We start from the raw sequence: 12487 nt of genomic DNA on the forward strand, positions 1-12487 counted from the left end.
AGCCTATCCTCTTAATGCTGCTGCGGTTATACCGGCAGCAGACGTACAAAGTATGATTTCAGGTAGTCCGTTTCAGGAATCGCCGGATGTATCGGATGGTCTCCACCCTGATGTCCCTGATCAAAGATCTGTGCCTGACGGTCAAGTGCTCGGCTTTCAGAACGGATCATATCCACCAGACGGTCACGCTGCAGGTGCATAGAACAAGACGCTGACACCAGCAGACCATTCTTCGCTACCAGACGCATCGCAAGCTGGTTCATACGGCGGTACGCCTGTTCACCGTTACGGATATCTTTACGCTTCTGGATAAAGGCTGGCGGATCAAGAATAACCACATCGAACTTCTCGCCTTCTTCCAGCAGCATCTTGCAGCCCTCAAATGCGTCGCCCTGCATCGTCGTGAAACGGTCAGCCGCTTCGTTAATCCGTGCATTTTCTTCTGCTACATCCAGTGCGAACTCAGAGGCATCCAGACAAGTCACGTGATCAGCACCGGCAGCCAGCGCCTGTACACCCCAGCCACCTACGTAGCTGAACAAATCCAGTACTTTTTTGCCGGCAACATGCTGCTGCATGCGCGCACGGTTTAAACGGTGGTCGTAGAACCAGCCGGTCTTCTGTCCGGTCTTAACCGGCGCCACCAGCGGTACGCCATTTTCCATCAACGGTGCCAGATCAGGCACTTCGCCGTATACAGTTTCAACGTAGCTTTCCAGGCCTTCCATATCGCGCATCTTGCCGTCGTTACGGAACAGTACACCCTGAGGTTTAAAGACTTTCAGCAGTGCTGCCAGAATTTCATCTTTAAGCGCTTCCATACCTGCAGTCGAAATCTGTACGACAAAAATATCGAAATAGCGATCGATTACTAACCCGGAAAGCCCGTCACTATCGCCAAATACCAGGCGGTAACATGGCTGATCGAAGCAGGCTTCACGCAGCGAAAGAGCAATCTTTAAGCGATGAACCAGTAAAGACTGATCCATCGTCTGCTTAGCTGTACGGCTAATTAAACGGGCACAAATCAGCGTATTCGGGTTTACATAGGCAACACCCAGCGCTTTACCGTTAGCCGTTTCTACCACTACCTGCTCGCCTGCAGCGAACTGTTTCAGTGGCGTCGCCTTAGTATTTACTTCGTTGCTGTAGATCCAGACATGGCCACCGCGCAAACGTTTATCTGCGCCACTGTTTAATCGTAATACTTGCAAAATTCATCCACTCTCTGATTACAGCAACCGCTAACTACCGGTTACAGATAACGGTATCCGCGATACCGTAAAAACAACAAAGCCCCGCCGACAGGCGAGGCTCAACTTTGAAGCTTAAGACTTACTCTTCAGCTTCACACAGTTCAGCATAAACTTCAGCATCCAGCAGTGCATCCAGCTCTTCCTGAGAACCAACACGCATCTGGAAGAACCAGCCATCACCGTAAGGATCGCCGTTCACCTGTTCAGGCTCATCTTCAAGCGCTTCGTTAACAGCAATCACTTCACCGGTCAGTGGCGCATATATATCAGATGCAGCTTTAACAGACTCAACCACACCCATGTCGTCGCCCAAAGCAAACTCTGAACCTACTTCAGGCAATTCCACAAATACTACATCACCCAGCAGCTCCTGCGCGTGATCAGTAACACCGATAGTAACCACCCCGTCGCCTTCATGACGAATCCACTCATGGCTGGCCACATATTTTAATTCGCTAGGGATATCACTCATTTCTCTGTTCCTAAATGACAGTTAAAAACCGGTCCTTTCCGACACTGAAAAGGCACTACAACTTCAAACATATTACGTATGTATTGCAGATGCATGATTGTATTGGCAATCAGGCATCATATATTTCTAGACCATCTTTAAAGTGATAGCCAGTTGTCACTAATCAGACCAGTGACAAGGTCAATAATTCGCTAAACAGCAGCTTTGTCTCAGATCATTCCAGACTATATTTATGCACTGTTTCAAACGCGGCTATTCTACCTGCCAAAGCCGCAGCTGAACATAAATGACTGGTTTTAGATGTAAATTAGCTGCGTCGGGCAAAGCGTGGCAAATTGCCGCTCAGCCCCATTGCTTGCTGCACAACGTGATTCTTGATCATCGGCGTCTTGTTCATCAGGCTCATACCGACATTGCGCAATAAGCGGGGTACGGCGGCATCTGTTGCAAACAGACGCTTAAAGCCTTCCATTGAAGCGGCCATCTTAAGGTTTTCACCCTGCCGCTGACGCTGATAACGGTGAAGTACATATTCGCTCTGCCACATTTCACCGGCAGCCTGTGCATCAAGAATAACTTCCGCCAGCACTGCTGCATCCAGCAAACCCAGGTTTACCCCCTGACCGGCCAGCGGATGAATGGTATGCGCCGCATCACCGATAGCAGCAAAACCTGCCTGTACATACCGGCTGGCATGTCTCTGGCGTAATGGCACAGACATTCGCGGCTGTGCAGCAGTCACATTTCCTAAGCGCCCTTCTATCGCATGCTCCAGTGCCCGGCAAAATGCATCGTCGTCCAGTGTCATCAGTTCTGCAGCATGATCAGGAGAGGTCGACCAGACAATGGAACAGTGTTGATCATTCTTGCCTGAAACCGCTAGGTCTGAAACCGGCAGAAACGCTAACGGGCCGTCATCAGTAAACCGCTGCCAGCAGGTATGCTGATGGCCGTCTGCCACTTTTACAGTGGTAACGATTGCATGATGACCGTAATCCCATTCCCACATAGGTAAATCAGCCAGCCGGCGGGTATTAGACATTGCGCCGTCGGCAGCGATTACCAGCCCGGCTTTAAGCGTTGAACCATCGGCAAAACTTAAAGTGCGTAATTGTTGATTATTATCAGTTTCAATTTCAGACAACCCGGTGAGCCTGCTACCTGACTGCCACTCAATAGCCGGCATCGCCAGGCTTGCCTGATACAAGGCCGCCAGTGTTACCCGGTTCTCAACGATGTGGCCCAGATACTCTTCCTGCAATTCATGGCTGTTGAACTGAATGTTGCCGCTGCCTTCTCCGTCCCAGACATCCATACGTGTATATGGCGTAATCCGCATCTGTTGCATCAGAGGCCAGGCCGAAGTGCTTTGCAGTATCTGCTGTGAGGCAATTGTTAATGCGCTAACCCGGTTATCAAATGCATCGCTACGCTGTTGCTGTTCGGCTGAAATAAGGCTTTCGCGATCACTGTTGCGTGCTTCTATTACCCGTACAGTCAAACCGCTGTCGGCCAGCAGACAGGCCAGCGTCATACCGACCATGCCGGCACCGACAATCGCAATGTCGACCTGATCAGCCTGCTGCTGAGGTTGTTTCTTTTGCTGTAGTTTCTGGTCTTGCGAAAGTTCAGTCACAAAAAGCCTCTTAACTTTTGTTCGGCGCCGAATGCTCTGCAGGCGCTTTCGCCTGTAAGTCAGGTGCGGCGATATCTAATCCCATCGCGCTGCGGGCAAATACAGTTTTCATTAACGGGCAGCTATCCAGCATCTGTAAGCCAGCACTACGGCCCAGCGCCAAAAGTGGCTGATTATTAGAAAACAGCTTCATGGTCTGATCACTGAAGCCCACGGTTTTCTGCTGATCACCCCGCACCAGTTCCTGAAACAGCTGTAAATCACTCAACTGCCCTAAAGGCTCACCAGCTTGCCTGGCCTGAATAATGTATTCCGCTAAGCGAACAGCACCCCGTAATGCCAGGTTATACCCCTGCCCTGCTATCGGATGTAGCGCATGGGCGGCATTACCCAGTAATACCAGACCTTTACGGACCTGTTCTTCTGCAAATGTAAGCTTAAGCGGATAATGATGACGTTCACCGACACGCTGGAAATACCCCAACCGGTACCCAAAGGTATCCTGCAGGCGAGCCATAAACTCAGTGTCACTCAGTTCCAGTGTTTCTTCCAGCTGATCGGAGGGAACAGTCCATACCAGTGCTATTCGCGGTTCACCATTCTGATCTTCCAGCGGCAACAGTGCCATCGGACCATTGCGGGTAAAGCGTTCATAAGCGACACCCTGATGCGGCTGCCCAGGCGTCAGGTTGGTCACAATGGCATGTTGCTGGTAATCCTGCTGCTGGTAACCAATCCCCATTTGCTGACGTAATGTAGAGCGGCCACCATCAGCCATTACCACCAGCTCAGCCGTTAACTGAGATACCACTCCTTCCTGCTCCAGTTGCAGCTGCATGTGCTGCTCAGCTGACTGGATGCCAGTGACGGTTGCCGGACAGATAAAATCAATATTGGTCGCGTCGCTTTCCTGCAGGCGGGCCAGTAACACCTGGCCTAACCAGCGGTTTTCCACCACGTAGCCTAATGCTGGCACGCGTTCCTCTGAGGCGTGTAGGCGGGTAATACCAAAGCGCCCCTGATCTGATACATGTATATCGTTGATAGCAGCCAGATGCGTCTGTAATGCGTCCCAGATACCCATGCGTTCATAAATAACCCGGCTGCCATATGCCAGTGCGGTTGAGCGGGCATCATAGCTTGGCTGATACCCTTCAATCGCCGATTCAGGTAAGGCATGGGCTTCTACAATAGCAATTTTCAAATCCAGCGCATTACTCGCCTGAATCAGAGCTGCCGCCAGACTGGCGCCTACCATGCCGCCGCCAACAATGACGATATCGTAGTGCCTGTTCATCAGTTGTTTGCCTGTACTGCCATTAGCGTTTCAATATCCGCAACCTGCTTTGGTACACCGGCAGACAGTACTTCACAGCCGTCTTCAGTCACTACCACATCATCTTCAATGCGAATCCCTATGCCACGCCAGCGGGCGTCTACATCGGTGTTGTCCGGGGCGATATACAGCCCTGGTTCTACTGTCAGCACCATGCCCGGCTGTAACGGCCGCCATTCACCTGCCAGCTTATAGTCACCAACGTCATGTACATCCATCCCCAGCCAATGACCAAGACGGTGCATATAAAAATCCCGGTAAGCTTCAGACTTAATTAGCTCTTCAGTCTCACCTTTAAGAATGCCCAGTTCCACCAGCCCTTCGACCAGAATCTCAACGGAACGGTCATGCGGGTCCTGCCAGAGCACGCCTGGCTTAATCATGTCGATACAGGATAACTGTGCTTTCAGGACTAACTCGTAGAGGGCTTTTTGTTCCGGGCTAAAACGCCCTGATACCGGGAATGTCCGGGTGATATCACTGGCGTAATAATCCAGTTCAGCGCCGGCATCAATCAATACCAGATCACCGTCTTTCAGCGCTTCACTGTTTTCCACATAGTGCAGTACACAGGCATTTTCACCGCCACCGACAATGGCCGGGTAAGCAGGCTGCCGACAACCATTCATCGCAAAATGGAAATTCAACCGGGCTTCCAGCTGATATTCAGTCACACCCGGCTGGCAATTCTGCATCGCCTTACAGTGAGCCGCCGCAGAAATCCGGCCAGCTTCACGCATGACGGCTATTTCCGCATCAGACTTAAACAGCCGCATTTCATGCAACAATCCGTCTAACTGCTGAATACCAGTCGGTACCTGCTTGCCCTGACGCTTAGCCATGCGCAGGCTGTCCCGCCAGGATCGGACCTGAGCATCCAGCTGAGTTTTATCTGACCCGTAGAAAATCTGATCGCAGCCCTGCATCAGTTTAGGCATTTGCTTGTCTTGCTCTTCATTCGCAAACGCAAGATCTACACCCAGTTCAGCCACAGCCCGTTCCGGCCCTAACCGATAGCCATGCCAGATTTCCATGGTTTTATCCCGCTCACGGCAAAACAGTACCGTTTGCGGGTTCTTGCCAGCGAGCAATACCAAGAGCGCATCCGGCTCATCAAAACCTGTCAGGTAATAGAAATCGCTATCCTGACGGAAAGGAAACTCAACATCTGAATTACGCGGCTGCATCGTTGCCGCAGGTATAAGTGCAATACTTCCGGCAGGCAAGCTGCTAAGTAAACGCTGGCGGCGTTCTGCAAATTCATCACGGGGTATAGAGGTCATACGGGTCATAGTTAGCCTCGGCAGTCATCAGTACTGATTATCCGGCATCAGCGGCTATCCCAGACAGCCGCCCTGAAAATTCCTGACTTAGTGCAGCACTGGCTGCTGTGGATCAGAGTCACCATTGTCTTCCACAGGGTGCGATTCGCTGAAAAACATCAGTGTCGCCATACGCACGTATTCCTGCAGTTCCATCAGACCATTTTCATTGTCTTCTTCTGCTTCATCCTGATCCAGCTCAACCCAGGAGATTTGCTCCAGATCACGCAGTGCTTCAAGCTGATCGTCATTCAGGCTGCTATTGGTATGTGCACCATTGAGACCAAAACCAACCAGAAAACCCTGACACCAGCTACCCAGTGCCGTAACCCGTTCATTCAGGGATAAGTCGTCATCCGGTAGCAGTAAGCGGAAAGTAAAATCTGCATTTTTCATCTGGCTCAGTACACCTTCATACAGATCTACCAAAGCAATACGGGAGCTTTCGTGTTTCAGCGCACTGACATCCATCATCTCCAGTGCTGCAAACATCCAGCGCTCCTGGGTGAAATCTGCGCCTGCGGTCAAATAACCACACAATAAACCGTGCACCTCTGCGGCAGTCACAGACATGCTGTCTTCTGCAATCAGTACATCTGCAATTTCATAATATTCAGGAATAAAATCTTCAGGAGAGTTTTCGACACTCATAAGTCTTCTCTGTCTGGCTGCGGAAAAACCGCCAAAAATAAATTACCGCCACAGAGCACTGTAAAAACAATAAGATAGCCGAAGAATTAAGGGCATTGCCATGTATCGGCAGAGTAGCAGTAAGCACCTGTAAGCCCTATGCCACAACGGCTATTCAAAATGACAGGAATTCTGTTGCGAAGATGTTCTACATCCTAGCATTAACAGGTAGCATTCTCTATGCGGGCAGCCCGGTGAGCCAGTGAATTTGTTCCGGTCGTTGCATTCGTCTTTAAAGCTATGTTAAACAAGAGCCTTTTACCTCCGGTAACCGTTATGAGCGAGCAAGATCTGCGCACCCTTGAGAGCCAAGTCGAGCAACTGATCCAGTACTGTCAAAGACTGGAACTGGAAAACCGTCGCCTGCACCGGTCGGAAACCCAGCTGAAAGAAGAACGTAACCGTTTACAACAGCTGCACAATGACACCCGGAAACGGGTCGATGCCATGATCACCCGTCTGAAATCACTGGAACAGGAAGCATGAGTAAAGCTAAAAATGTCGCGGTAAAACTGCTCGAAAAAGAGTACGTGATCGCCTGTCCGGAAGAAGCTGAAGCAGAATTACAACAGGCAGCGGCGCACTTAAACAGTAAATTACTGGAAATTAAATCCTCCGGGAAAATTATCGGTATGGAGCGCATCGCAATTATGGCAGCGCTGAATATCTCACATGAATATATCGCTTTCAGACAACAACAGCCTGAAAATTTAAGTGATAATATCAAAAGCTTAAGTGACAAAATCCAGGCGACTCTGGATGCTGCAAAACAACAGGACTAGCCCTTTTATACACTGTCTTCCGGCCTGAAAAACACACTCTGCAAATAACACAGATTTAGTTTTTTTCAAGAGCTGACATTCGGTCTTTCAAGAGTATAATGGCTCGCAGCTCCCCAGGGTTTCTCGGTCGATTGGTTACGTCCCTTGAGCCGATAAACACACTTCCGGAAGCTTCTCGAATAACTGGTGTGCATGTCCGCATGACGGAAAGCCTAATGTTATTCAGGGGCTACCACCTTGAACCTTCGGGTTCAGGGCCACAACCAACGCTTATTGCCCTGGGGAGTCATATTTGCGTATGAACCAATCTGTATCTACTGCCGATTACCGCCAGAATTTGCGCCGCGAAATGCGCCGTAAACGTCGCGGTCTTTCCGAACAGCAACATAAACACGCCGCTCAGGGTCTGTTGCGCACTATTCGTCGCCTTCCTGCTTTCAAGAAAAGTAAAAATGTTGCCATTTACCTCGCCAGTGACGGTGAAATCGACGCTAAGCCTATTATCGACTTATGCTGGTCTCTGGGTAAAAACTGCTACCTGCCTATCCTGCATCCGGTAAAACATAACCGTTTATGGTTTATGCCTTATACCCGTCGCACCCGTTTGCATAACAACAAGTACAAGATTCTTGAGCCTGCTGAAGTGAAGCAGCCAAGACGCCCTGCATGGGCGATGGATCTGGTGTTGTTGCCACTGGTTGCTTTTGACCCTAAGGGCGGACGCCTGGGAATGGGTGGCGGCTACTACGACCGGACATTCTCTTTTAAACAGAAATGGCGTCAGGGCGGTGGCACTAAAATGATTGGCCTGGCACACGACTTACAGAAAGTAGAAAAACTGGAGATAGCCAGCTGGGATATTCCGCTGGAAGGTATCGCTTCAGATAAAGCGTTTTACAGCAGTAAATAAAATATTTGTCAGGAATTTAGAAGGGAGTGCCGGCCTGCTGTCTGATACAGCCCCGGCATGACTCAATAGCAAAACTAACTATCGGCATCAGGAAAGGTAAGATTGATTAGCCGTTAAATGCCTGACTTACAACAGATATCAGCTCAATATCACTATTGGTTACGCCAGTAATGACTGTCCCCAATACAAATACCGCAACCAGAATCACCATTATATCTGGTCCTTTCTTCATGGTATTTTCGCCCTCTCATACTTTTGGCACTAAAAAAAATAGCGGGTAAGTTTTCCATAACAGGAAATATTTGCAAGCTTTTCCCTGCAATTACCCAATATATATCGACAAGTTTATACCAATATTTAGAAAAAAATAATAACTTTAGTGACTTAGCGCCACTTTCTAATTCATTTTAGGACTATTTTCACACAAATCATTAAAATAACTGGCAAACTTAAGCAAGCCAATAAAGTTTGCACAGAAATAATCGCCGCCATGGTTTCACTGTCGCCGCCTAACTGGCGCGATAAGATATAAGCAGAGGGAGCAGTCGGTAAGGCACTGAAAATTATGAGAGTTATTGCCACTCTATAATCTTCGACAAACAACCACGCCAACCCTAACATCGACAGGGGCATCAATAATAACTTCAACATACAGCTCAGTAATAAAGCTGAAGATGGCTTTTTGAGTGTATCCAGTCTTAAACCGGCTCCGACACACAGCACACCTAAGGGCAGAGCCATTGCTGCCAACAAACTAGCTACTGACGCCACTACAGTGGGCAATCCAAAGCCGCTAAGGTTCAATAAGAACCCCACAAAACAGGCAATAATTAACGGATTACGCGAAATACTTTTGCCAACACCCACCCATGAGATGTTTTTATCTCCGGCAGAAAAGACAGCTACAGATAACAGGTTCACCACCGGAATCATAACTGTCAGTAATACCGCCAGAATAGCGACCCCTTCATCACCTAATATGCCGGCGATAACCGCAAAGCTAACATATGTATTGAACCGGACTGTGCCCTGGAAGACTGAGGTAAAAACCGGCCAGCTAAAACGCATACACCACTGCAAGCCAGCCAGTAAGGCTGAAAACACTAACGTTAACCCAACCATCCAGCCGGCCACATTCACAAAATCAATGCCGGAAAAGTCCGCCAGCGACAATTTATAGACTAAAAGCACGGGGAAAAGGACAAAATAGGTCGCTTTTTCTGCTGCGGACCAGAACTCCTTGTGTAAGAATTGGCTATGCTTCGCTGTGTAACCCAGTAATAACAATATAAATACGGGCCAGAGAGCAATAAGAATGTCTTTCATAATGGGATAACTATCCTTACTAAAGGCGTTCTGATGTTGAAGTGCATAACAACATTAAGTATCAATCTTTCTGTCTTAAGGTTGCTACGGGCACGGCACACCCGTATCACCAGACATTGGTTAACCGCCAAGTAGTAATAACACAGGAGCAAAGGACTATGACTTCATTAGTCTTAACCGTTATCGCACAGGACAAACCGGGCTTAGTTGAACTGTTGTCCGAAACCATCGCCAACCACAAGGGTAACTGGCAGGAAAGTAGTATGTCCCGCCTGGCTGGTCAGTTTGCCGGCATCCTTATCATTGAAGTCCCACAGGGTAACAGTGAAGCACTAACAGCAGCACTGAATGACCTTCAGTCTCAAGGCTTAAACGTCAATGTTCAGGCCAGCAAAGATGCTGCACCTGAAGAGACCTATCAGCATGTCACTATTGAGCTTATCGGCCATGATAAGCCTGGTATCGTACGTGAAATTTCTCATGCGCTTAACTCATTGAAAATCAATGTGGAAAGTCTGAGTACCGAACTGGTCAGTGGTTCTATGTCTGCTGAAGAACTGTTTAAAGCAGAAGCATCTCTCCGGGTTCCGACTTCAGTCGAACTGGACGATCTGCAAAATGCACTTGAAGATATTGCCAACGATCTGATGGTTGATCTCAACCTGAACTGATTTGCTTATTTTACAAGCGCCGTAAGCACAACAGCCCGCATCATGCGGGCTGTTTTCGTTCTGTTAAGTCATTATCTTCTCAGATACTGAAGCGCTGAATTAATCCCTGCTGCTGTTTAGCAAAGTCCAGCAATTCTGTACTGCTACCGGAAGCCAGTTCAGCCCCCTGTGCAGTTTCACCAGCTGCTTCACTGATAGATACCAGCGTCTGACTCACCTGTGCAACAGCACTGGACTGCTGCGCAGAAGCTTCTTCGATATGCGCATTCAGTTCGCGAATATGCGCCACAGCATCATTCATAGACTTAAGAACATCCTGGGAACGGTTGGCATTCGCGACACAATCCTGAGTCTTGTCATAACTGTCGTTCATGACTTCCCCTACCCGCTGAATACTGTTCTGCATATTTTCTACCATGGTCTGTATATCCATCACAGAATGGCGTGTCTGTGCTGCCAGCCCCCGTACTTCATCAGCAACGACGGCAAAGCCTCTGCCCTGCTCCCCTGCCCGCGCAGCCTCTATCGCAGCATTAAGTGCCAACAGGTTAGTCTTATTGGCAATACCCTGAATAGAATCAAGAATAGATGCTATCTGTTCACCAAAGGCAGACATTTCATTACTCACTGTCATCGCCTGATCAATACCTTCAGCCTGAGTCTCGATGCTGTGTAAGGTATTACTCATCTGCTGATTAACATCGACACTGAGTTTTTCAAACTCTTTCACCGCTGTCAGCGTAGTCTGACTATGGTTAGCCACTTCCTCAACACTATGTTCCATTTGCACAGCTGCTGAAGAGGTCTGCTCCAGCTGTTCGCTCTGTTCTGACATAGCGTGGGTCGTCTGCTGACTGATGGCAGCGTTCTGCTGCGCAACATCCGAGAGTTTTTGCGAACCTTCTGAAATCTGCTGCAGAATCTCTCTCAGACTAGCAACAACCGCATTCAGATCAATACTCAGTTCACCAAATTCATCTTTACGCTGATCATCGAACGTTACCTGTAAGTCACCGTCTCTTACCCGGTTAAGGCGTGCTTTAATCACTGACAGTGGCACATTAATTGTTTTCATAATCCACCAGCCAATCACTGCAGCAAAAATTGCTGCACCAATCGACAGAGCAGTAATCAGTGTATTGCTAAGGGCAACCGATTCGGCTTCTTTATCCCGGGCATTCATTGCTGACTGATAGGTCGTATCTATATAAGCATTCACCGCAGTCTGGGTATCTGCCAGAATCGCGCGCAGTGCCAGCATATGTTCAGCCAGCACCTGGTCGGCAGCCAGCTTCTGACGATATAAAGCAACCAAACCTTCGTCACCATATAACTGCGCTTCTACCTGCCCAAGCGTTACTTTTACACCACGGGCAAGCTTATCCGCTTTAAACAGATCATCATAAGCTTTACGCAGTGCGCCATTACTGGCAGCTAAAGCCTCATCCAGCTTATTAATATCCTGAGAACGCTTAAACGCAACCAACTGAAAACGATGCACACCTAATGTTTTGGTGATTTTCTGCACCAGTTTCCCGGCAGGCTTACCTTTACGCGCAATAGCAAAACGCTGCACCCAGGCGTTCAAAGCATCGCCCTGGCTCTGAAAGGTAATATCCGCTTCTATCGCTTTACGGCGGGCAATCAAACTCTCAGCATGACCATCCATAACCGTCAGCGCTTCGCTGTTAAAACGCTCGCTCAGCGCTTTTACATCGTTCAGTGCTGCTATTAGCTCAGGTCGATCCGCCACCTGGCTTAACAGACTTTCCTGTTCAGCATTAAACTTTTCAATACTTTGCGTAAACACTTCCCGCTCACGCTCAAGACCTTCACCGTCAGCCTGCCCCAGAGCAGTGAATAAAGCTTCATTGGCTTCCTGAAGGTAAATCATTTGCCGGTAACTGCCCGACAGATTAGGAATTACATTGTCGGTAACATTGAAAAATTCTTGCGAGATCGAGCGACTGGCCAGAAAGCCGCCACTACCTACTACTATAATAAAAACCACCATCAGCACGTAGCTGGCAGCAATTTTATGGGTGATCCTGACGTTCATCCCAAAAACCTCCGAAGAAACACTAAC

13 protein-coding genes and 1 other RNA gene are annotated in these 12487 nt (G+C 48.7%); 5 read left to right on the forward strand and 9 right to left on the reverse strand.

Annotation, left to right across the window (positions count from 1 at the left end; genetic code table 11):
* Nucleotides 1-26: 26 nt before the first annotated feature.
* From OCU49_RS21410 to OCU49_RS21435, 6 genes are all read right to left on the reverse strand, one after another.
* Nucleotides 27-1214, reverse strand: a complete 1188-nt coding sequence (locus OCU49_RS21410) for a class I SAM-dependent rRNA methyltransferase (protein ID WP_261842565.1) — start codon at nt 1212-1214, stop codon at nt 27-29.
* Nucleotides 1215-1335: 121 nt separating this feature from the next.
* Nucleotides 1336-1728, reverse strand: a complete 393-nt coding sequence (gene gcvH / locus OCU49_RS21415; protein WP_261842566.1) for a glycine cleavage system protein GcvH — start codon at nt 1726-1728, stop codon at nt 1336-1338.
* Between the two features lie 307 nt (nt 1729-2035).
* Nucleotides 2036-3364 (reverse strand): FAD-dependent monooxygenase, encoded by a 1329-nt coding sequence (locus OCU49_RS21420; RefSeq protein ID WP_261842567.1) that lies wholly within the window; start codon nt 3362-3364, stop codon nt 2036-2038.
* Between the two features lie 10 nt (nt 3365-3374).
* Nucleotides 3375-4661: a 2-octaprenyl-6-methoxyphenyl hydroxylase gene (ubiH, locus tag OCU49_RS21425; protein ID WP_261842568.1), complete on the reverse strand. Its 1287-nt coding sequence runs from the start codon at nt 4659-4661 to the stop codon at nt 3375-3377.
* The gene (gene pepP / locus OCU49_RS21430) at nt 4661-5992 is read right to left on the reverse strand and encodes a Xaa-Pro aminopeptidase (RefSeq protein WP_261842569.1); all 1332 of its coding nucleotides are present in this window, start codon (nt 5990-5992) and stop codon (nt 4661-4663) included. Before pepP ends, ubiH begins: the two co-directional genes overlap by 1 nt.
* Before the next feature lie 78 nt (nt 5993-6070).
* Nucleotides 6071-6673 (reverse strand): UPF0149 family protein, encoded by a 603-nt coding sequence (locus OCU49_RS21435; RefSeq protein ID WP_261842570.1) that lies wholly within the window; start codon nt 6671-6673, stop codon nt 6071-6073.
* Nucleotides 6674-6988: 315 nt separating this feature from the next.
* Between OCU49_RS21435 and OCU49_RS21440 the strand changes: the two genes are divergently transcribed.
* The 4 genes from OCU49_RS21440 to OCU49_RS21455 all read left to right on the forward strand — a co-directional run bounded on the left by OCU49_RS21440 (nt 6989) and on the right by OCU49_RS21455 (nt 8404).
* Nucleotides 6989-7198, forward strand: a complete 210-nt coding sequence (locus OCU49_RS21440) for a TIGR02449 family protein (protein WP_205659874.1) — start codon at nt 6989-6991, stop codon at nt 7196-7198.
* The gene (locus OCU49_RS21445) at nt 7195-7494 is read left to right on the forward strand and encodes a cell division protein ZapA (protein WP_261842571.1); all 300 of its coding nucleotides are present in this window, start codon (nt 7195-7197) and stop codon (nt 7492-7494) included. The genes OCU49_RS21440 and OCU49_RS21445 overlap by 4 nt, the downstream gene beginning before the upstream one ends.
* A gap of 108 nt (nt 7495-7602) precedes the next feature.
* A non-coding RNA gene (gene ssrS, locus OCU49_RS21450) (6S RNA) lies at nt 7603-7782 on the forward strand.
* Nucleotides 7783-7792: 10 nt separating this feature from the next.
* The gene (locus tag OCU49_RS21455; RefSeq protein ID WP_261842572.1) at nt 7793-8404 is read left to right on the forward strand and encodes a 5-formyltetrahydrofolate cyclo-ligase; all 612 of its coding nucleotides are present in this window, start codon (nt 7793-7795) and stop codon (nt 8402-8404) included.
* Between the two features lie 106 nt (nt 8405-8510).
* On the opposite strand, the gene OCU49_RS21460 is transcribed toward OCU49_RS21455, so the two are convergent.
* Nucleotides 8511-8636 carry a hypothetical protein gene (locus OCU49_RS21460; RefSeq protein WP_261842573.1) on the reverse strand — a complete coding sequence of 42 codons (126 nt, stop codon included), beginning with the start codon at nt 8634-8636 and terminating at the stop codon, nt 8511-8513.
* Between the two features lie 170 nt (nt 8637-8806).
* Entirely contained in the window at nt 8807-9730 is a 924-nt protein-coding gene (locus OCU49_RS21465) for an AEC family transporter (RefSeq protein ID WP_261842574.1), read from the reverse strand.
* 158 nt (nt 9731-9888) lie between these two features.
* On the opposite strand from OCU49_RS21465, the gene OCU49_RS21470 reads away from it, so the two are divergent.
* Nucleotides 9889-10401 (forward strand): glycine cleavage system transcriptional repressor, encoded by a 513-nt coding sequence (locus OCU49_RS21470; protein WP_261842575.1) that lies wholly within the window; start codon nt 9889-9891, stop codon nt 10399-10401.
* 79 nt (nt 10402-10480) lie between these two features.
* On the opposite strand, the gene OCU49_RS21475 is transcribed toward OCU49_RS21470, so the two are convergent.
* The gene (locus OCU49_RS21475; protein ID WP_261842576.1) at nt 10481-12460 is read right to left on the reverse strand and encodes a methyl-accepting chemotaxis protein; all 1980 of its coding nucleotides are present in this window, start codon (nt 12458-12460) and stop codon (nt 10481-10483) included.
* Nucleotides 12461-12487: the final 27 nt, after the last annotated feature.

Source organism: Aliamphritea ceti, assembly GCF_024347215.1.
GTDB lineage: Bacteria > Pseudomonadota > Gammaproteobacteria > Pseudomonadales > Balneatricaceae > Amphritea > Amphritea ceti.